Annotated in this window: 18 protein-coding genes; 5 read left to right on the top strand and 13 right to left on the bottom strand. The window is 65.3% G+C overall.

Going from position 1 to position 20,543, the window contains the following annotated elements:
• Positions 1–3: 3 nt before the first annotated feature.
• From PVW51_RS05515 to PVW51_RS05535, 5 genes are all read right to left on the bottom strand, one after another.
• Positions 4–600, bottom strand: coding sequence for a hypothetical protein (locus PVW51_RS05515; protein WP_274573911.1), 597 nt, complete (start codon positions 598–600; stop codon positions 4–6).
• A gap of 69 nt (positions 601–669) precedes the next feature.
• On the bottom strand, positions 670–804 hold the full coding sequence (locus PVW51_RS05520) for an aa3-type cytochrome c oxidase subunit IV (RefSeq protein WP_269361319.1): 135 nt from the start codon (positions 802–804) through the stop codon (positions 670–672).
• An 81-nt stretch (positions 805–885) separates the two neighbouring features.
• The gene (locus PVW51_RS05525) at positions 886–1,368 is read right to left on the bottom strand and encodes a DUF6173 family protein (protein WP_269361321.1); all 483 of its coding nucleotides are present in this window, start codon (positions 1,366–1,368) and stop codon (positions 886–888) included.
• 2 nt (positions 1,369–1,370) lie between these two features.
• Positions 1,371–2,423 (bottom strand): MBL fold metallo-hydrolase, encoded by a 1,053-nt coding sequence (locus PVW51_RS05530; RefSeq protein WP_274573912.1) that lies wholly within the window; start codon positions 2,421–2,423, stop codon positions 1,371–1,373.
• A complete protein-coding gene (locus PVW51_RS05535) occupies positions 2,423–4,120 on the bottom strand; it encodes an acyl-CoA dehydrogenase (protein ID WP_269361324.1) in 1,698 nt (565 codons plus the stop codon). The genes PVW51_RS05530 and PVW51_RS05535 overlap by 1 nt, the downstream gene beginning before the upstream one ends.
• Positions 4,121–4,254: 134 nt before the next feature.
• Here PVW51_RS05535 and PVW51_RS05540 point away from each other — a divergent pair, with 134 nt between their 5' ends.
• Positions 4,255–5,196: an L-threonylcarbamoyladenylate synthase gene (locus PVW51_RS05540; RefSeq protein WP_269361326.1), complete on the top strand. Its 942-nt coding sequence runs from the start codon at positions 4,255–4,257 to the stop codon at positions 5,194–5,196.
• Positions 5,197–5,220: 24 nt separating this feature from the next.
• Here PVW51_RS05540 and PVW51_RS05545 read toward each other — a convergent pair whose 3' ends face one another.
• Entirely contained in the window at positions 5,221–5,775 is a 555-nt protein-coding gene (locus tag PVW51_RS05545; RefSeq protein WP_269361328.1) for a YqgE/AlgH family protein, read from the bottom strand.
• A 156-nt stretch (positions 5,776–5,931) separates the two neighbouring features.
• Here PVW51_RS05545 and PVW51_RS05550 point away from each other — a divergent pair, with 156 nt between their 5' ends.
• Positions 5,932–6,741, top strand: a complete 810-nt coding sequence (locus PVW51_RS05550) for a protein-disulfide reductase DsbD domain-containing protein (protein WP_274573913.1) — start codon at positions 5,932–5,934, stop codon at positions 6,739–6,741.
• 74 nt (positions 6,742–6,815) lie between these two features.
• Here the strand turns inward: PVW51_RS05550 and PVW51_RS05555 are convergent, their stop codons facing one another.
• The 5 genes from PVW51_RS05555 to PVW51_RS05575 all read right to left on the bottom strand — a co-directional run bounded on the left by PVW51_RS05555 (position 6,816) and on the right by PVW51_RS05575 (position 14,947).
• Entirely contained in the window at positions 6,816–10,217 is a 3,402-nt protein-coding gene (locus tag PVW51_RS05555) for an efflux RND transporter permease subunit (protein ID WP_274573914.1), read from the bottom strand.
• A gap of 3 nt (positions 10,218–10,220) precedes the next feature.
• Positions 10,221–11,681 (bottom strand): efflux RND transporter periplasmic adaptor subunit, encoded by a 1,461-nt coding sequence (locus tag PVW51_RS05560; RefSeq protein WP_274573915.1) that lies wholly within the window; start codon positions 11,679–11,681, stop codon positions 10,221–10,223.
• 409 nt (positions 11,682–12,090) lie between these two features.
• The gene (locus tag PVW51_RS05565; protein ID WP_274573916.1) at positions 12,091–13,092 is read right to left on the bottom strand and encodes a YcjF family protein; all 1,002 of its coding nucleotides are present in this window, start codon (positions 13,090–13,092) and stop codon (positions 12,091–12,093) included.
• Positions 13,092–13,535 carry a GNAT family N-acetyltransferase gene (locus PVW51_RS05570; protein WP_338019745.1) on the bottom strand — a complete coding sequence of 148 codons (444 nt, stop codon included), beginning with the start codon at positions 13,533–13,535 and terminating at the stop codon, positions 13,092–13,094. The genes PVW51_RS05565 and PVW51_RS05570 overlap by 1 nt, the downstream gene beginning before the upstream one ends.
• Positions 13,532–14,947 (bottom strand): YcjX family protein, encoded by a 1,416-nt coding sequence (locus tag PVW51_RS05575; RefSeq protein ID WP_274573917.1) that lies wholly within the window; start codon positions 14,945–14,947, stop codon positions 13,532–13,534. Before PVW51_RS05575 ends, PVW51_RS05570 begins: the two co-directional genes overlap by 4 nt.
• An 88-nt stretch (positions 14,948–15,035) precedes the next feature.
• Here PVW51_RS05575 and truA point away from each other — a divergent pair, with 88 nt between their 5' ends.
• Positions 15,036–15,803, top strand: coding sequence for a tRNA pseudouridine(38-40) synthase TruA (truA, locus tag PVW51_RS05580; protein WP_274573918.1), 768 nt, complete (start codon positions 15,036–15,038; stop codon positions 15,801–15,803).
• A 70-nt stretch (positions 15,804–15,873) separates the two neighbouring features.
• Here truA and gndA read toward each other — a convergent pair whose 3' ends face one another.
• On the bottom strand, positions 15,874–17,286 hold the full coding sequence (gndA, locus tag PVW51_RS05585) for an NADP-dependent phosphogluconate dehydrogenase (RefSeq protein WP_274573919.1): 1,413 nt from the start codon (positions 17,284–17,286) through the stop codon (positions 15,874–15,876).
• 149 nt (positions 17,287–17,435) lie between these two features.
• On the opposite strand from gndA, the gene PVW51_RS05590 reads away from it, so the two are divergent.
• Together PVW51_RS05590 and PVW51_RS05595 are read left to right on the top strand one after the other, a co-directional pair.
• Positions 17,436–17,894: an NUDIX hydrolase gene (locus PVW51_RS05590; protein WP_269361341.1), complete on the top strand. Its 459-nt coding sequence runs from the start codon at positions 17,436–17,438 to the stop codon at positions 17,892–17,894.
• Positions 17,895–17,997: 103 nt separating this feature from the next.
• A complete protein-coding gene (locus PVW51_RS05595; protein ID WP_274573920.1) occupies positions 17,998–19,479 on the top strand; it encodes an inorganic phosphate transporter in 1,482 nt (493 codons plus the stop codon).
• A 13-nt stretch (positions 19,480–19,492) separates the two neighbouring features.
• Here the strand turns inward: PVW51_RS05595 and PVW51_RS05600 are convergent, their stop codons facing one another.
• Complete coding sequence (locus PVW51_RS05600; RefSeq protein ID WP_274573921.1) at positions 19,493–20,536, bottom strand: 2-dehydropantoate 2-reductase; 1,044 nt, start codon at positions 20,534–20,536, stop codon at positions 19,493–19,495.
• Positions 20,537–20,543 lie beyond the last annotated feature (7 nt).

Here is a 20,543-nt window from a genome sequence, read left to right on the forward strand (position 1 = left end):
CGGTTAATCCGCGACGACAATGCCCGCCTTGACCGCGTCGGTCACATGGCCTTCGTCATCTTCGAAATAGCGGGTGGTGGTCACACCGGGGCGTTTTGCAATCTGTTCCATGAACTGCGCCGGGTAGAAGGTGGTTTCGATGTCACCAAAGCCCGGAACCTTCTTGAGCAGGGAAGTGGTGGCATTGGCGCAATAGGCACCGGGCACAGCGCCATTCGACTGGACCAGCCGCAGCGCGGTTTCCGCCTGCTCGGGTGTCACGATCATTTCCTGGGTGACCACATGAAATGTCTCACGCGCATGGGCGGATTTGTAGGCCTGGATCCAGGACGGTGTCATGCCATAGAGCACATCGCCGCGTTCGACGACGCGTTCGTCGCGGAATGACCCCGCCGGGTCGAAGATGACCTGCTGGGAGCCATTGACCAGCAAGGCGGTATGACCGCCCTTGCCGGTGCGGTTGTTGATCATCGTGAAGACGGTGATTTTCTTGGGGCCCGGCGCCTGATAGGCGGCCGCGGCCACTGCTTCCGGCGGGCTGTCGGGGCTTGTGTCAGCCGCGCAACCGGCAAGAAGGGCGGCGCAAACAAGGCCGGTCAACAGGCGTTTCACTAAAGAAATCTCCGATACTGGTCACATATGCCTGGCATCACCGGATGCCGCAGCGCCTCAGCGGATGAAGATCGCCATCAGCACCAGCAGCAGCAGAATGATGATTCCGGTGCGGGTCACAAAGGACATGAAAGATGCAAAGGTCTGTTCCTGCACCTTGATGTCCATGCTGCCATGTTCGTGATCGGCCATATCAATCGGTCCCTCGTTTCAATGTTTGCGGCTGACTACCCTATTCAAACCGTCCTGTCACGACCCCATAGTGGCTCAGGGTCAGGTTGTCGCGGCGCTGTTGTCCGCATCATTCTCCAGGTCCTGGACCAGCCGGAAGCCGATCCGGTTGGGTTCGGCATCCTCGACCGCTTTCGGCAGCGCCCGCAGGATCACGTTCAACTGGCTGACATGCTGGATATGCTGCATTCTTCCGCCCACCGGATCGGCCCCGTAAAAGGTGATGATATCGGGATCGAAATAGCCCATGCCCACGATCCGCAGCACCCCGGCATCAGCCCCGGTAAAGCCCATCGCGACCTCGTGATCGCTGTCCAGCTGCTCTTCGAATTTCTTGAGGTAAAGGACAATGCGTTCATAGGCCCATTGGGCCGGTGATTTCTGCTCCATGGGCTGACCGCTGACCGCACCGGGCACCGGCTGGTCCTGCGCGCGGGCCGTCTCGGGGTCCATGTGAACCTCATAGCGGCGCGGCAGCGCGTCGGCCTCATAGGCTTCGGCGGCGGTCTTGATCTCGTTGTCCATGTTCACACCTTGCTCTGGTACACCCAGGCCCCGTCCTGCTGCCGCAGCGCGCGGGTGGCGTGGCCTGTCTGGTATAGGTGGCTCAGATGGGCAACGGCTTCAACCAGGGCAAGGCCATATTCGCCCTCGCCGATCTTGCGTTTGAACAGGGGCGGGAAACATTCCGACGCGGATCTGGGGGTCGCGATGAAATCCATCAGACGTTTCAATGCGCCGTGATGATTCTCGATCAGTTGCTCCATCCGCTTGGGCAGGCCGGTAAAGGGCAGTTTGTGTCCACCCAGCACCAGATGATCGGCCCGCGCCAGCGGAGCCAGCCGCTCGCAGGCCTCAAGCCATTCGCCAATCGGATCCGCCATCGGCTCGGTTGCATAGACACCGACATTCGGGCTGATGGAGGGCAATATCTGATCCCCTGCAATCACCAGGTTGTCGTCCCTGCTCCAGAAGGTCGCATGCTCCGGGGCATGGCCATTGCCGATGTGCACATCCCAGGTGCGCCCGCCCATGACAATGGTGTCGTCCTGCCTGATCCGGGTGTAGCCCAGCGGCATCGGGTCGACCACATCGGCAAAGTTGAAGGGCCGGTCGTTGCTCCGTTTCTCCAGCAGCTCGCTGTGCATGCCCGACTGGCGGTAAAAGCTCAGCGTTTCGGCCGGGGCCACTTCCTGCGTGTCGAGGGTCAGCATCCGCGCCGTCAGCCAGGCGGTACGCGTGGTCACCAGCTCGGCGCCGTGTTCGGTCTGGAACCATCCGGCGAGGCCCACGTGATCGGGGTGGTGATGCGTCACCACCACCCGGCTGACAGGTTTGCCCCCCAGCGGGCCTGCCAATGCCTCTGCCCAGATCGCCTTGGACTTCTTCGACGAAAACCCGGTGTCGATGATGGTCCAGCTGTCACCTTCATCCAGCGCATAGATGTTCACGTGATCCAGCTTCATCGGCAGCGGCATCCGCAGCCAGAGCACGCCGGGCGCAACCTCGATCGCGGCGGTGCCATGTTCGGGCGGCGTCTCCCAGGGATAGCGCAGGCCGGCGGGTGCAATATCAGCCATTACGCCACCAGATCGTCGGCTGTGACGGCAAAGAGATCGGCCGCGCCCGCCTGGGCATGGGTCAGCAGCCCGCCATATTCCGGCATGATCCGCTGGATATAGAACCGCGCAAGGCGTTCGCGCGGCCCGCCCTTGTCGGCCATGGCGGCCTTGAGGTGCAGATGCCCCCCCAGCACCCGTGCAAAGGCCCGCAGATAGGGCACAGCCCCGGCAAAGCGCGCCTGCATGTCATCCTGCGCCACCAGCCAGTCGGTCGCCTCGCGCAGGCTTTCGCAGGCCTGCCAGACCGCATCGGCCATGTTGGGAAAGCTGTCGCGCGCCCGTTCGATGTCCGCTTCCATCTCGTCCAGCAGCGCGCCCGCCGCATCGCCGCCGTCCATCATCTTGCGGCCCACCAGATCCATCGCCTGAATGCCGTTGGTGCCCTCGTAGATCGCGGTGACCCGCACGTCGCGGGCGAATTGCGCGGCGCCGGTTTCCTCGACAAAGCCCATGCCGCCGTGGACCTGCACGCCGGTCTGGGCAACCTCGTTGCCCACGTCGGTGCCAAAGGCCTTGGCAATCGGGGTCAGCAGCGCCGCCCGCGCCTTCCAGGCGGCGTCGCCGGTGGCATTGGTCATGTCGATGGCATGGGCACAGGACATGGCGATGGCCCGCGCGACATAGATGTCGGCCTTCATGGTCGCCAGCATCCGGCGCACATCGGCATGGTCGATGATCGTGCCCTTGCCGCCCTGCCTGCGTTCCTGCGCATAGGCCAGCGCGTGCTGATAGGCACCTTCCGCCACGCCCACGCCCTGCCCGCCGACACCCAGACGCGCGTTGTTCATCATGGTGAACATCGCGGCCATGCCGCCCTGTTCCGGCCCCACCATCCAGCCGGTGGCACCGGCGTATTCCATCACGGCAGTGGGCGAGCCATGCAGGCCCAGCTTGTGCTCCAGGCTGACGACCTTCAGATCATTGCGCCTGCCCGGGTTGCCATCGGCATCCGGCAGGAACTTCGGCACCAGAAACAGGCTGATCCCCTTGGTCCCCGCAGGGGCGCCGGGCAGACGCGCCAGCACCAGGTGGCAGACGTTCTCGGCAAAGTCGTTGTCACCCCAGGAGATGTAGATCTTCTGCCCGGTGATCGCATAGGTGCCGTCGCCCTTGTCCTCGGCCCTGGTCGACAGCGCGCCCACGTCCGAACCGGCCTGCGGTTCGGTCAGGTTCATCGTGCCGGTCCATTCGCCCGAGATCAGCTTGGGCAGGTAAAGTGCCTTGAGTGCGTCAGAGGCATGATGCTCCAGCGCCTCGATCTGACCCTGGCTCATCAGCGGGGCCAGTTGCAGCGACAGGCAGGCGCCGCTCATCATCTCGTTCACGGCGGTGTTCAATGTCATCGGCAGGCCCATGCCGCCATGCTCCGGGTCCGCCGTTATGCCGATCCAGCCACCCTCCGCGATGGCGCGAAACCCCTCGGCAAAGCCGGGTGAGGTGCGCACGACCCCGTTTTCAAGCCTGGCCGGATGCAGGTCGCCGGGGCGCTGCAGCGGTGCCAGCACCGCGTCGCACATCTTGCCCGCCTCGGAGAGGATGGCACGGGTGACATCCTCTGTCGCCTCCGCAAAACGCGCTGTGGCGCGCAGGGCCTCCGTGTCCAGGATGTGTTCGATCAGAAAGGCAAATTCATCTGTGGCAGCTTGGTATGGCATGTCTATCCTCTCCCGACTGGGGCGCAGCGGCTTGGCAACCCCGTCCCCACCCTGCTATGGGCAGGTCCGTAGTGCCGTCAACATGAAGCGCGGCACCCTGCCCCGCAACCCAAAACGCAGCGTCATCAGCACCCATGGCCGATCAGTCAGAGATCCTGCAATTCGACACGGACGGCATCGCCAGGGCCGCAGCACTCCTGTCCTCCGGGCAGTTGGTCGCCTTCCCGACCGAGACGGTCTATGGGCTGGGCGCGGATGCGCGTGACGGGGATGCCGTGGCGCGGGTCTATGCGGCCAAGGGCCGGCCCGGTTTCAATCCGCTGATCGCCCATCTGGCGGATGCCGGACTGGCCCGCAGCTATGTGCAATGGTCCGACATGGCGGAAATCCTGGCAACCGCATTCTGGCCGGGACCGCTGACGCTGGTCCTGCCGCTGAAACCCGGTCACGGGCTTTCAACGCTGGTGACCGCGGGCCTGGACACGGTGGCCCTGCGGGTGCCGGCCCATCCCGCAGCCCATGCGCTGCTGGAGGCTTTCGGCGGCCCGGTGGCGGCCCCTTCGGCCAATCCATCGGGTCGGATCAGCCCGACCACGGCTGCACATGTCTTGGCCGGTCTGTCAGGGCGCATCGCAGCAGTGCTGGACGATGGCCCCTGCACGGTGGGTCTGGAAAGCACCATCATCGGCCTGGATGGCCCGGCCCCCACCCTGCTGCGCGCAGGCGGGCTGCCGCAGGAGGCCGTGGAAGCGGCCCTTGGCCGGCCGCTGTCGGTTGTGAGCGGCGCAGAGGTGATTGCACCGGGGCAGCTTGCCTCCCACTACGCGCCGCGCGCGCGGGTCCGGCTGAATGCCACATCGGCAGAGGCCGAAGAGGTGCTGCTGGGGTTCGGCCCGGTGGACGGGGTGCTGAATCTCTCCCCGACCGGCGATCTGGTGGCGGCGGCAAGCCATCTGTTTGACCATTTGCACCAGCTAGACGCCATGAACCGCCCCATCGCGGTGGCTCCGATCCCCGATCACGGGCTGGGTCGTGCCATCAACGACAGGCTGCGCCGCGCCGCCGCCCCACGTTAAGAGATTGCGGAAGAGATCCCGGGGTCAGGCCCTGCCTGCCGTCGCCGACAGGCCCAGGGGATCGACGCCCAGCGATTTCAGCGCCGCAGACCATTTGCGCTCGTCCGGCAGGTCGAACACCGTTTCTTGGGTTGCCTCGCAGGTCAGCCAGCCATTCTGGGCAATCTCGCCCTCCAGCTGGTCAGGCCCCCAACCGGAATAACCCAGCATCAACTGCGCCTTTTCGGGCCCCTTGCCTGCGGCGATGTCCTCAAGCACATCAAGCGTCGCCGTCACGGCAAAAGCACCTGCGATGTTCATGGTCTGCATGGCAGAGCGGTATTCCGGCGAATGCAGCACGAAGCCGCGCCCGGTCTCCACCGGCCCGCCGATATGCACCCGCAGGTCGAACTGCGCCGGGGCTGTGGGGGTCTCGATCTGGTCCAGCACATCGGACAGCGCCATGTCTGCCGCGGGCTTGTTGACGATCAGCCCCATCGCCCCCTTTTCCGAATGATCGGCGACAAAAATCACCGCATGGGCAAAGCGGGGGTCGCCCATGCCGGGCATCGCAACAAGAAGTTTTCCGGTCAGGTTCATCGGCTACGGCATGTCATTACAGGTGATTTCAGCCTTTACGATGCCCAAGCAGGCAGGCTGTGGCAAGGGGTGGATCAAATGTCGGTGACCTTGCCCGAAACATGGATGATGCAAACGTGACTTGGCAGGGGCGCGCGCTTGGGCCATTGAACGGGCATGATCAAACATCTTGCATCCGCGCTGGCCCTTTGTCTGGCAACCGCCCTGCCGGGGTTCGCCCAGACCGGAATCGGCACACCCGTTACAGCGGAAATCCTGCCCGGATGGGTCAAGGCGGACGGCACCCGCGTCGCGGCGATCAGGTTCAAACTGGCACCGGGCTGGAAGACCTACTGGCGCGCGCCCGGCGATGCCGGCATCCCGCCGCAATTCGACTGGTCGCAGTCGGACAATCTGCGCGGCGTCGGCATCACCTGGCCGGCACCGAAAGTATTCCACGAGGGCGGGGTGCGCACCATCGGCTACAAGGACGAGCTGGTGCTGCCGATCACCCTTGCCCCGCGCAGCGCAGACAAGCCGATGCGCCTGACGGCAACCCTGGATTTCGGCGTTTGCAGCGACATCTGCGTGCCGCAGCAACTGGAAGTCTCTGCCATGCTGGACGGCACGGACAGCAGGCCGACACCGGCCATTGCAGCGGCCCTCGCCGCACGCGCCTATTCGGGGTCGGAGGCCGGCGTCCGTTCCGCCACCTGCAGCTTGCGGCCAACGGCAAACGGGCTTGAGATCGAGACGCGGCTGGATATGCCCCGCGCCGGCAAAAGCGAACTGGTGGTGATCGAACCCGGCCAGCCCGGCCTCTGGGCGGGCGAGATGGACAGCACAAGGTCCGGCGGAACGCTGACGGCAAGGGGCGCATTGTCCGCGATATCGGGGGGCGCCGTGGCAATCGACAGATCGGCCATCACCATCACCGTATTGGGCGACAATCAGGCCATAGAAATCCGCGGCTGCGCACCCGGCTAAAGCCCCGCCTTACACTCCGTAGCGCCGATACCGGGTGTATCAGGTTAAAGGCGGGACGCTGCAGGTGTCGGAGGTCAGCTGGCGGCCGCCTTCGCCCGCCTGCCCGACAGGGCGAAATAAAGCGCGCCGGTGACGTAACCTGCCAGCGCAATCACCCCGGCCCCGATCACGAACAACAGCAGCGCACCCTGGATTCCGCCCATGGCAAAGGGAACCAGCCCGGAAACCGTCGGCTGCACGCTGCCCTGCCAGACCGCCCAGCCCAGCGTCAGACCACCCCAGGCCAGCACCAGCAGCCAAAGCGCGATCATCCCCAGCCGCAGGCTGCGCAGCGGTGCCCGCAGGCCGCGCCGCATCGCGGTCACCTGCAACGCCACATCCTGCTGGGCCGCCACCAATGCGGGCACCACAAGAAGCACCAGCAACATGCCAAAGCCCAGCCCATAGACCAGCGTGATCACCGTGGGCTTGAGAAACTGCGCCTGCTGGCTTTGCTCATAAAGCAGCGGCGCCATGCCCAGCACCGTGGTCAGCGTGGTCAGCATCACGGGCCGCAGCCGATCTGCCGCGCCGTCGATGATCGAGGGGACCAGCCCCCGCGTTTCGGCATATTCGTCGATGGTCGTCACCAGCACGATGGAATCATTGATGATGATCCCGGTCATGCCCAGCAGCCCCACCACCGTGAACATGCTCAGCGGCACATCCCACAGCGCGTGCCCATAGATCGCCCCGACCAGCCCGAAGGGGATGATCGCCATCACCACCAGGGGCCGGGTCCAGCTGCCAAAGATCCATGCCAATACCAGGTAGATGCCCGTCAGAACCAGAATCAGCCCGGTCAGCGCGTCGCTGAGGAAATCGCTTTCCTGTTCGCTCAGCCCGGACAGGCGGAACTCGACCTGCTGTTCCGAGGCGATGCGCGGCAGGATGACCTCCTGCAGGGCCTGCTGGATCTCTGTCGCGCGGGCGGCATCGTCTTCCGAGATATCGCCGGTCACCGAGATCAGCCTGATCCCGTTCTCGCGCCGCACCGTGCTGAAACCGGTCCGCCGCGCCACGCTGACGATATCGGCCAGCGGCACATAAAGCCCCTCCGGCGTGCGCATCTGGGTCCGGTCCAGGAAATCCGCCGTCAGCTCGCCCTCGGGCAGTTCCACCCGGATCGCGGCAGAGCGGGGACCATCGGGATAGGTCGCCGCTTCGATCCCGGCCAGGCGATTGCGCAGCACCCGCCCCAGCGTGTCGATGGTAAAGCCCAGCGCCTGCCCCTGCGGGGTCAGATCGAGGATCAGCTCTTCCTTGTCATAGGCCAGGTTGTCCTCGACCGCGCTGACCTCGGGATAGCGGCGCAATGCATTCTTCAGGTCTTCCGCCGCAGCCTTGAGCCTTTCGGTACTGGCCCCGTAGAATTGCACGTCCAGCGCATCGCCGCCCGGTCCTGACCGCCAGCCGCGAAAGCTGACGGTTTCAGCCAGCGGATGGTTCACCACCCGGTCCTGCAATTCGCCCACGAAGGCAAAGCTGGAATAGGGGCGCAGATCGGCGTCGATCAATTCGATGGAGATGCCGCCCAGCAGATCCGCATCCTTGTTGTCGGCCCCGGCCAGGCCGCGCCCCGAGGTGCCGCCGATCTGTGCCATCACATAGTCCAGCGGATTGGCCCCGTAGCGCGCCTCATATTCCGCACCCAGGGCTTCGGTCGCGCGCTGCATCTCGCGCATCATCTCCATCGTGTCGGCGCGGCTGGCCCCCTCTGCCATAGCAAAACTGCCCGACACGGAGCCCTGCTCCGGCGAATTGAAGAACCGCCATTGCACCGATCCGTTGATAAACAGCGTGATCTGCGACGCCAGCACCACGACCACACCCGCCAGCACGACATAGCGGGCGGCGATCACCCCGGCCATGAAGGGGCGGAAGAGCCGGTCGCGCATGAACTCGAACCCGCGGTTCACCACCCGGCTGGGCAGATCGTACCAATGTTCCCTGGCCGCCGCGCGCATCGCATGTGCCATGTGGTTGGGCAGGATCAGGAAACATTCAACCAGCGACGCGGCCAGAACGGCAATCACGGTAAAGGGGATATCCTGGATCAGGTCACCGAACCGGCCCCCGACAACAACCAGCCCGTAAAAGGCGATGATGGTCGTCAGGGTGGCGGCAAAAACCGGCATCGCCATCCGCCGCGCGGCATTCTCCGCCGCCTGCAAGGCGCCTTCACCGGCCCGGTAGCGCTGATCGGCATATTCGCCCACCACGATGGCATCGTCGACCACGATGCCCAGCGTGATGATCAGCCCGAAAAGCGAGATCATGTTGAAGGTGAGCCCGCCCGCATACATCAGCGCGATGGCCGCCCCCATCGCCACCGGAATGCCAGCCGCCACCCAGAAGGCGGTGCGCGCGTTCAGGAACAGGAACAGCAGCAGCACAACCAGCCCCAGCCCCATAAGACCATTGTCGATCAGCAGGTCCAGCCGCCCGGTGATCGCCTCCGCCCGGGTGCGGATCAATTCGACGGTGACATTTGCGGGCAGGCTGGCCGACAGCTCTGCCGCCACCTCCTCGACCGTGGCCTGGATGCCGATGGCATCACCCCCGTCAGAGCGGTCCACCCGGACCGAAACGGCGGGATTGGCACCGACGAAGTAGGATTGCATCCGGTCCACCCCTTCGCTGCGCACGGTCGCCAGGTCACCGATGGTCAGCTTGGAGCCATCGGCGTTGGAACGCAGGACGATCCCCGAAATCTCCTGTGCGCTGCGTTTGGCGGTGCCGGTGCGGACCCTTGCATTGGCCCCGGTGACATCCCCTGCCGGGTCCGCATCGACTTCGGAGGCGATGGCAGCGGCGATATCGGCCATGGATATGTCAAAGGCGATCAGCTTGGCGGAAGGCACCTCGACCAGAGTCTGTGACGCCGCGATCCCCTGGATCGACGTGCGGGTGACACCGCGGGCGAACAGCCGGGTCACGAATTCATCGGCAAACCGGCCCAGCTGTTCGGGGGCAATGGGGCCGGTGATGACCACATCTGTCACCCGGTCGCGCCAGGCCCCGCGCCGGACATTGGGGTCTTCCGCCTCCTCCGGCAGGGTGGTGATGGCATCCACCGCCGTTTGCACATCGGTCGCCGCGCGTGCCATGTCCCAGCCCGGTTCGAAATCCAGCGTGACCGTGCCCCGCCCTTCGCGCGACGTGCTTTCCGAGCTTTCGACACCCTCAACCGCCAGCAGCGCCGGTTCCAGCACCTGCACGATTGCGGCGTCCACATCCTCGGCTCCCGCCCCGTCCCAGACCGTGGTGACAGTGACGTTGTCGACAATCACATCGGGGAAGAACTGCGCACGCATGTTCGGCGCGGCAGCAGCCCCGGCAACCAGCAGCAGGACCAGCAGAAGGTTCGCCGCCGTGCGGTGCCGCACGAAGTAGGACAGCAGCCCCCCGGCCTTGCCCGTGATCGCGCGGGCCATACCCTAGCCCCCCATCCGGCTTTCCAGCCGCGCCACCATGCCGGCAGGGACACGCGGTTCCGACAGCCGTGCCAAGACCCGTTCCTTTGCCTCCTGCGGCATCGCGCTGCTGGCCTCGACAAAGGCCACCAATCGCGCGCGGCGCTCTTCACTCAGTTCCAGCATATCCGCCGCCTCATCCGGCTGTGGTTGCGGCAATGCCCGGTCAAGGGGTTTGACGGCAATGCCTGCACCCAGCAGGGGCGAGCGTTCGCTCACGACCTGGCGGCCCTCGACCGGCCCCCTGACCAGCACGTCGTCACCCTGGCGGCGCAGCAATTCCACCGACACCTGTTCCAGCCTGTTGCCTTCGCCCAGCACCAGCACGCTGTCACCGGCATCCAGCGCGGAAGCGGGCAATTTCACCACGTTCTGCAGCACCGGCTCTGCCACCCGGACGGTGACGAAATCGCCGGTCTTGAACCCGGCGGCATTCTCCAGCGCGGCAAAGATCAGACGCCCCGTCGCCCCCTCGCCCGCGGCGGCACTGGCCCGGCTGATGCGGCCCCGCGCCTCCAGGTCGACACCGGCCACATCCAGCGTCACGGTGACATCGCTGCGGATCAACCGGCCCTCATCGTCCAGCAGGCGGGCATATTGCGCCGTGGACAGGCGAAACGACACCTCCAGATCATCGGGGTCGATCAACTGCGCCAGCTGCTCATTGGCAGAGGCCAGGCGCCCCACCACCACGGAAGTGGCCGAAAGCGTGCCGGAAAACGGCGCTTCGATCGTCGTGTCGTCCAGACGGCGCTCTGCCTCTGCCAGGGCGATCCTTGCCCGTTGCAGGCTGGTCGCGGATTGATCCACCCGCGCCTCCGCCGCTGCAACCGCCTGCCGGGAGGAGATCACCGCCAGCCGGGCGGTCGATGCGGCCAGTTCGGCGGTTTCCGTTGCGGTGGCGGTGCTGACGCCCCGCTCCCCCAGATCCTGTTGCCGGTCAAAGGCACGGTCGCGCAGGGCGGCCTGTTCTTCGGCAGCAGTGAGAGAATCCCGTGCCAGCACCAGCGCCCGTTCCGCATCGCGCTGTTCGGCCTGCGCATCGGCGATATCGCTGGCAGCCCGGTCCACCGCCGCCTGCGCATCGCTGGGGTCAAGCCGCACCAGTACCTGTCCGGCCTCAACCGCGCCGCCATCCTCGAAATCTTCCGCCAGTTCAACGACGCGCCCGCCGACAGCGGCGCGCAGTTCCAGCAGACGGCGGCTTTGCAGCGCGCCGAAGGTTTCCAGCACCGGAGCGATATCCGTCGCCTCGGCCAGCATCACATTGACTGAAAACACCCGTTCGCGCGCGGGCGGTGTCCGGGGTTCCTGCGCAAGACGTTCCTGCAGCGCGCTGCCGACCAGATAGACGGCAAACACCAAAAGCCCCAGCGTCGCCGCCGCGAGGAACAGGCCGATCATACTCTGTCTGAGAAACCGCATGCAGATCCGATCCGAAAATGACTGAGACGAGAGAGCTATACCCTAGTTCGCAGTCGAAAAATACAATTCACACCCCTGATACGCAGCAGCGAAACCTTTCCGTCGCTGCCACCAGTGAAGAATGTCGCGCAGCTTTGACCCGGTACATCCGATTTTCTGAATCGCATCAACGGGCCGCATCCTGCAATTCTGACCCGAACGACAGGTATCTCTGGCCCGGACCGGCCCTTTGGTGACGCGTGGGGTAGCGTCGGCAGTGCGGAATTTACTGCCGTCGATGAAAGGCACCCAGGCCCGGAACAAGCCGAAGGCGCCGGGCCATCGCCTGCCCGTTGTCCCGTTCCGGGTCAGCGATGAGGTAAAAGCCATCTTCGCGCGACTTCATACGACCGGGAATAAACCGGGCAGATCAGCCTTGCTTGCCGAACAGCCCGCCAAGGGCGCGTTTGATGATGCTCCGCACCCTGGGGCGTTTTGACGGGGTAAAGGGCAAGGGGCGGCACACCTCCATCGCTGCCACACCGACGCGCGCGGTCAGCGCCCCGTTCACCAGGCCTTCGCCAAAGCGCCGGCTGAGCTTGCCCAGCAGCGATCCGCCCAGGATCGGTTCCAGCATGTCGTCGCCCACGGCCACCGCACCCGTCGCCACAAGATGCGACAGCACCGCACGGGTCAGCCGCCATGAGCCGAAAAAACCCGAGCGGCCGCCGTAGATTTCCGCAATCCGGCGGATCATCCGCAGGTTCGATGTCAGCGCCGCGGCCACATCGGCCAGCGCCAGCGGCACCAGCGCCGTCACCGTCGCCACCTGCCGCGCCGCCGCCTCGACCTCGCGGCTGGCGGCAAGGTCGAGCGGGCCAAGCAGTTCGGCCTCGGTCAGTGCCAGCAGACCCTGTGCATCCAGCTGGTCCCCCCGCAGTTCCGCCAGCCTGTCCCGGCCCCAGCGGGTATCCTCGCGGCCCTTGTAGAGCGCGACCATCCGGTCTGTGACGGCCCGCGCGGCACCCAGATCAGCCTGCGCCAGCGCCTCTGCCGCATCATGGCGCAGCCCGTCGAGCCGGGCCAGACGGCCAAAGGCAGCCATCTCGCGCAGGCAAAGCAGCGACAGGACCAAAAGGAAGGCCGCGACCAGCACCGTCATCGCCCAGCCCAGCAGCGGATATTGCGCCATCAACCCGGTGATGAAACTCCATGCCGCGATGGAGACCGCAGCCCCCACCAGCGCCGTTGCCAGCCACCAGAACAGACGCACCAACAACGAGGCGCGCCGCGCGGCAAGCTGGGCAGCGATCTGCATCGCCTGCCCCTTTGGCGCCGGGTCCGACAGATCCGGCACCGGCGGCGCTTCGGCCACCTGCGGGCGCGGTGCCGCGTCTTCGTCGAGTTCAAACAGAACCGGGCCCCTGGCCATCACCTTGCCTCCTGTTGCCAGTCATAGCGAATGTCGGGCAGGCCTTCGTCATTGGCCTCGCCCTGTGTCCGCAACGCTTCACGGAACCCATGCCGCAGGTAGAACCGCTGCGCGCCGGTATTGGCCTGAAAGGTCCAGAGCGTCAGCGCCGGTGCCGCGGCCTGCGCCTGCCGCAGCAGATCGCTGCCAATGCCCTGTCCCCGTGCCGCCCGCGCGACATATAGCGCATGCAGTTGGGCAGCGTCGCGCGCGGCAAAGCCCAGAACCTCGTCCACCCCCACGGCCAGGGTCACCCAGCCAAGGTCGATCATATCCGCCGCATGGGCCAGATCCTGCGCCCGGCTGTGGATGCGGGGCATCCAGGAGGTCGTGTCCACGAATTCGGACAGGATCATCCCCACCGCCCCCGCATCGACGGGCCGCGCCGCCCGCAGCCGAATCACAGCCGGTCCCCGAACAGGAATTCCGCCGCCCGGTCCAGCCGGATATGCGGCGGCCCGTCGCCGGGGCGCAGCTCCAGCGGGGCCGGTGCAAACCGCATGATCTGGTAGTCCTGATCCAGCCAGCTTTCCGCCCCGCTGCGCGCAGGCGTCAGCAGATGTGCGGGGTCCGAAGGCAGGTCACCGGGATAGAAAGCCGCCTCCTTGCCGGTCTCCAGCAGGGTGCCGCGCACCACGCCCAGATCTTCGCCCTGATGTTTCATCATGTCTTCGGTCGTGGCCCGCAGCGAGGCGATGGCCATGGCGGCGGTCCCCGCACCTGCATATTGCGCCCGGTCCCGCGCCTCGCGGGTCAGCGCCTCCATGATCGCGGTCAGTTTGGGATGCTGGCTGTGATGCAGATGATCGGCCTTGGTGGCGGCAAAGAGGATCTTCTCCACCCGCTTGCCACCCAGCAGGCTGCTCAGGAACCGGTTGCGGCCGGGCCTGAAGGCGCCCAGCGTCTCGCCCATGGCGCCGCGAAGGTCCTCCACCGCCTGTGGCCCCTGATGGATCGCACCCAGCGCGTCCACCAGCACGATCTGCCGGTCGATGCGCGCGAAATGATCCCGGAAAAACGGCCGCACCACGCGGGATTTGTAAGCTTCGAACCGGCGCGCCATCTCGCGGTGAAGCGAACCGCGCGAAGACGCCCCCTCAACCGGAATCGGGGCAAAGGTAAGCACGGGGCTGCCCGCAAGATCGCCAGGCAGCAGAAACCGCCCCGGCGTGCAGTCGGAAAACCCCGCCGCGCGGGCCTGAACCAGATATTCGCCAAAAAGCCGGGCAAGCTCCTGCGCCAGCGGCTCGTCATGTTTGCCCTCGGGGTCGACGTTGCGCGCGCGCGCCATGAATTCGGCAGCCGAGGGCCGCGCCGCGATCCGTTCCAGGGTCTCGCGCGACCAATCTTCGAAACTGCGCTCCATCAGCCCCAGATCCAGCAGCCATTCGCCGGGGTAGTCGACAATATCCAGATGGATGGTGCGCGGCCCCTGCAACCCAGCGAGCAAACCGGTGGGCCGCACCTTGAGCGACAGGCGCAATTCGGAAATCGCGCGGGTGCTGTCGGGCCAATGGGGTGCAGGGCCGGTCAGCGCGGCCAGATGGGATTCATATTCGAAACGCGGCACGGTGTCGTCGGGCTGGGGCTGCAGGAACGCGGCCTGAATCCGCCCCTCCCGCGCGGCAACCAGACCGGGCATGCGGCCACGGTCCAGCAGGTTCGCCACCAGCGAGGTGATAAAGACCGTCTTGCCGGACCGCGCCAGCCCGGTCACGCCCAGCCGGATCACGGGCTCCATGAACGTCTCCGACACCGCGTCCTGCACATTTTCGACCTGACGCCAGATGCCGTCCGCGATCCGCCCGATGACCAATGCCTTGCCCGTCCCTTCGTTGCTGGGTGTAACATAGGGTCGCGACGCAGGGATTGCCAGATGGCCACCGCCCCGCTAAAGCGCGGCCATGCCCCGATATGCCCTGAAAATCGAATACCACGGCGCGCCCTTCGTTGGCTGGCAAAGGCAGACGAACCTGTCCTCGGTTCAGGGCGCGATCGAAGCGGCCCTGGCCCGGCTGGAACCGCGCACCCACAACATTGTCGCCGCCGGGCGCACCGACGCGGGCGTGCATGCGCTGGCGCAGGTGGCCCATTGCGACATGGCGGATGACTGGGACCCGTTTCGCCTGTCGGAAGCGCTGAACTATCACCTCAAGCCGCAGCCCGTCGCGATCCTTGATTGCAAGGCCGTGCCGGATGATTTTCACGCGCGCTTTTCAGCCCTGGAACGGCGGTATCTTTTCCGCATCCTGTCGCGCCGCGCACCTGCCGTGCACAGCGCCGGTCTGGTCTGGCAGATCAAACACCACCTGGACCTTGAGGCCATGCGGGAGGCGGCGGGGATTCTGCTTGGAAAGCACGACTTTACCACCTTTCGTTCAACCGTGTGTCAGGCGGACAGCCCGGTCAAGACGCTGGATCACCTGACCATTGCACAGGTTGAGGCACCCGGCGGCGTGGAATACCATTTCGATGTGCGCGCACGGTCGTTCCTGCACAATCAGGTCCGCAGCTTTGTCGGCTCGCTGGAGCGGGTCGGCACCGGATCATGGCAGCCGCAGGACATGCAAAAGGCGCTTGATGCCCGCGACCGGGCGGCCTGCGGTCCGGTCTGCCCGCCACAGGGGCTCTACCTCGCGCATGTCGGCTATCCGGAAGACCCATTTGCCTGAGGCGGTGCCAGACTTTTTAAAAAGTCTGGGCCGATTTTTTCAAAAAAATCGTCATCTTGCGCGGGGTTGTTCAGCTCGGCTCATCCCATGTACCGTGGTGGTTTCCGGCCATGTCCAGCCGCCCGAACCCGTGATGTCCAAAGAAATCACGCTGCGCCTGGATCAGGTTTGCCGTGCCCCGCGCCCGGCGCATGGTGTCATACCACGCCAGCCCCGCAGAGAGCGCAGGCAGCGCCACGCCCATGGAGACCGCCGCCACCAGCACCCGCCGCAATGCCGGGATCGCCTCCTGCAACTGGGTGCGGATCGCGGGGGCCAGGATCAGGTGGCCATGGGGCAGCTCCCCGCGGAAGGCTGACGCGAGGTCATCCAGCAAGGCGGAGCGGATGATGCAGCCGGCCCGCCAGATCTCTGAAATCCGGGCCAGATCCAGCTGCCAGCCGAATTCCCCGGAAGCCGCCGACAGGATGCGGAACCCCTGCGCATGTGACAGGATGCGTCCCGCCAGCAGCGCCAGCTCCAGGTCCCTCTCAGGGGGCATCTGCGTGTCCAGCGCGCCCGCTGCCAGCATCGGCTCCGCCGCCGCGCGCATGTCCTTTTCCGAGGACCAGCCGCGCGCGCCCACCGCCGCCTCGATGGTGCTGGCCGATTGCCCCATCCTCAGGGCCTCGATCAGGGTCCAGCGGCCGGTGCCCTTTTGCCCCGCCTGATCGCGGATCACATCGACCATCGGCTGCCCCGTCTCCCTGTCGGTGGAGGACAGCACGGTCGCGGATACATCCATCAGGTAGGATTTCAGCGGCCCCTCGCGCCAGCCCTCAAAGAGCCTGCCGATGCTCTGCGCCGTTTGTCCGGCACCGTCGCGCAACAGCCCGTAAACCTCTGAAATCATTTGCATATCGGCATATTCGATGCCGTTGTGAACGGTCTTGACGAAATGGCCCGCCCCGTCGGGACCCAGATGCGCAACGCAGGGATCCCCCTCGAATCTCGCGGCAATTGCCTCCAGCATCGGTTGCAACTGGGTCCAGGAATGATCGGTGCCGCCCACCATCATCGAAGGGCCGTGGCGCGCGCCCTCCTCGCCGCCCGACACGCCCATGCCGACGAAATGCAGCCCCTTGTCCTTCAGCGCAGCCGCGCGTCTGCGGGTGTCGTTGAAATCGGCATTTCCGCCGTCGATAATGGTATCGCCCGGGTCCAGCAGGGGTGCGATCTCGGCGATCATCGCATCCATCGGCGCGCCCGACGGGATCATGAACAGGATCGACCGGGGGGTGGCAAGCGCCGCGACGAAACCGGCCAGTGCCGGGGTGCCGACAAGGCGGTCGGCCAGCGGCCCCGCTTCTACCAGGAACGGGTCAATCCATTCCGCCTCCCGGTTGGAGACCGCAACGGTGAATCCGCTCTCTGCCAAATTCAATGCCAGAGCGGAACCCATTGTCCCCAAACCGAAAACACCTATATCTGCAGTGGCGGTCATGATTGCTCCCTCAATTGTTTGTCCGCAGAGTGGTCGCTGGACCCGCAAGGTGCAAGCCAACAGATTGGATTTGCCTTTCGGCGGGGAATAAGTTATCCACAGGCAGATACAAGACGATGATATTAATAAGAAATTAACAGGCAAACCAGATGATACACGCCTTTCGCCTCGCCTGGACCGAGATGGTCCTTCCTATTCTGAAACGCCCCAAGCGTTTGCAGGTCGCGGCCCTGTGCTATCGCGACACAGCGGAGGGCAAGCGCGTGCTGCTGATCACCAGCCGCGACACGGGCCGCTGGATCGTGCCCAAGGGCTGGCCGATCGACGGGCTGGACGGCCCCGGTGCCGCCCTGCAGGAAGCCTGGGAAGAGGCCGGCGTGCGCAAGGCCGAGATCGAAAGCGATCCGGTGGGATTTTACTATTATGCCAAGGGCATGACCGAAGGTCTGACCATCCCGGTCGAGGCGCAGGTCTATCTGACGCGGGTCAAGGAACTGGGCGAGGATTATCCGGAGGCGGATGTGCGCAAGCGTGCCTGGTTCACCCCCGAACGGGCCGCCGAGCTGGTCGAGGAACCTGACCTGCAGGACATGCTGCGCGCCCTCTGAAGCGCCTGACGACCCCCCGTGATCCCACAGCACACTTGCGCGCGAAGGCCCGCTGTGCCAACCGGTGGAACCCATAGACATGTCACCGGGGGAGACAACAGGTATGAGCAGCCGACCGAAGGGCAGCCAATGGAAGACGCTGGATACCGACCTTAATCGGATTTCGCAGGTCGAACAGGCCACGGCCTATGTGTCGCGGCCCCTGGTCGCCACCGGGATCGCGCTGGCCTTCATGGTGCTGGCCGGGGTGATGGCCTCCATTTTCTTCGGTCAGACCCCGCAGAACTTCGTGGTGATCGCCGCCGCCGTCTTTGGCGCCTACATGGCGGTCAACATCGGGGCAAATGACGTTGCCAACAACATGGGTCCGGCGGTCGGGGCGAATGCCCTGACCATGGGCGGGGCCATCCTGATCGCGGCCCTGTGCGAAAGCGCGGGCGCCCTGCTGGCGGGGGGCGACGTGGTCTCCACCATTTCCAAAGGCATCATCGACCCTGCTTCCATCGCGGACACGCGGATTTTCATCTGGGCGATGATGGCGGCGCTCATATCCTCTGCCCTCTGGGTCAATCTGGCCACCTGGGTCGGGGCGCCCGTCTCGACCACCCATTCGGTTGTGGGCGGGGTCATGGGGGCCGGTATCGCGGCGGCAGGGATGTCTGTGGTGAACTGGCCCTCCATGGGCATGATCGCGGCAAGCTGGGTCATCTCGCCGGTGCTGGGGGGTGTCGTGGCGGCAGGCTTCCTGGCCTTCATCAAGGCGCGCATCCTCTACCAGGAGGACAAGATCGCCGCCTCGCGGACCTGGGTGCCGGTGCTGGTCGGGCTCATGGCCGGCGTCTTTGCCACCTATCTCGCGCTCAAGGGTTTGAACAAGGTCGTCACCATCGGCATGTCCACTGCGCTGATCATCGGCCTGCTGGTGGGTCTGGCCACCTATGCCATTTCCGCACCGCGGATCCGGCGCAAGTCGGAAGGGATGGAGAACCGCAACAAATCCGTCAAACTGCTCTTTGGCCTGCCGCTGGTCTTTTCGGCGGCGCTGCTCAGCTTTGCCCATGGGGCCAATGACGTGGCCAATGCGGTCGGGCCCCTGGCGGCCATCGTGCATGCCAGTGAATTCGGCGGCTTCGAAGCCAAGGTCAGCATCCCGCATTGGGTCATGGTGATCGGCGCTTTCGGCATCTCTTTCGGGTTGTTCCTGTTCGGGCCCAAACTGATCCGCATGGTCGGCAGCCAGATCACCAAACTGAACCCGATGCGCGCCTATTGCGTGGCGCTCTCTGCCGCCATCACGGTAATCATCGCCTCCTGGCTGGGTCTGCCGGTCAGTTCGACGCATATCGCTGTCGGCGGGGTCTTCGGTGTCGGCTTCTACCGCGAATGGCATATGGAGCGGCGGTTGCGCAGACCGGATGTCACTGTCGGCACCGTCAAAAGGATCGCACCAGAGGAACGCCGCCGCCGCAAGCTGGTGCGCCGTTCGCATTTCATGACCATCGTCGCGGCCTGGGTGATCACCGTACCGGCGGCGGCAACGATCTCGGCACTGATTTTCCTGGTATTGAACGTCGTGACGAACTGACTGCCGCCCGGGATCAGGCCTGCTGATCCCGTGGCCGCGCAGCAGTGCGTTTCAACTCGGCCCGCAATGCGGCGGCGGGCAAGTTGGGCAGGCCCTGACCTGCGATTTCAGCCGTCTCGATCAGTTCGGCCACCAATCGTGCAACCGGTGTCCTGCGCCCCAGTTCCGCGCCCATGCGGATAAGCTCGCCCTGCAGCGCGTCGATCTCTGTCGGGCGATGTGCCATCAGGTCATAGGACATGGAGGCGCGGGCCTGATCGTCGATCGTCAGCATCTGTGCGGCCACCCGCGTAAAAAGCGGCGTGGGCAACCGAAAGATCCAGGGGACGGCACCGACGGAAACCGGCGTTGTCGAGGCAGGCGAAATCCCCTCGGCGCGCAGCACCGCCAGCGCCTCGGCCCATTGGTCGGCCATCAGCCGCCGCCAGCCCCTGTCGTGCAATTGCGCCCTCAGCGGCAGGCCACTGAGCGCATTCAGCGCATTGTTGAGGTTGATCAGGAACTTGCCCCATTGCACCGCGTCGATATCGCGGCTTTCCCTGACCCGCAGGTAAGGCACGCTGAGCAAGGCCCCCAGATCGTCCGGCCCGGCCCCGATGACGATATCGCCGCTGGTCGCACGGTGATAGCCGCCCTGCCCCATCGGCACCACGTTGAAGGGCACCATCCCCCCGCGCAGGTCGCGGCCCGGCAGGAGGCGCTGCAGCGTCAGGACATTGGTCACCCCGTTCTGAAGGCTCACCACCGGGCATTTCGCGGGCGCATGCCGGTCGATCAGCCGCGCGATCTGCGCGGTGCTGCCCGATTTGACCGTCACAAAGATCAGATCGGCGTCGGCGAGGCAGGCAGGATCTTCCGACAGGGTCATCCTGTCGCCGCTGACCTTTTGCGCCATGCCGTCGAAATCCGTCAGGGTCAGCCCGTGGGTATGTATCTCCGCCGCGACCCTTGGCCGGAGCAGCAAGGTCACCTGTGCCCCCGCCGCCGCCAGCACCCCACCTACGAAACAGCCGATGGCACCCGCACCGGCTATGACGATATTGGGGTCTGCGCGCATTGCGGTC

The sequence above is a fragment of the Sulfitobacter sp. PR48 genome, from assembly GCF_028807335.1.
GTDB lineage: Bacteria > Pseudomonadota > Alphaproteobacteria > Rhodobacterales > Rhodobacteraceae > Sulfitobacter.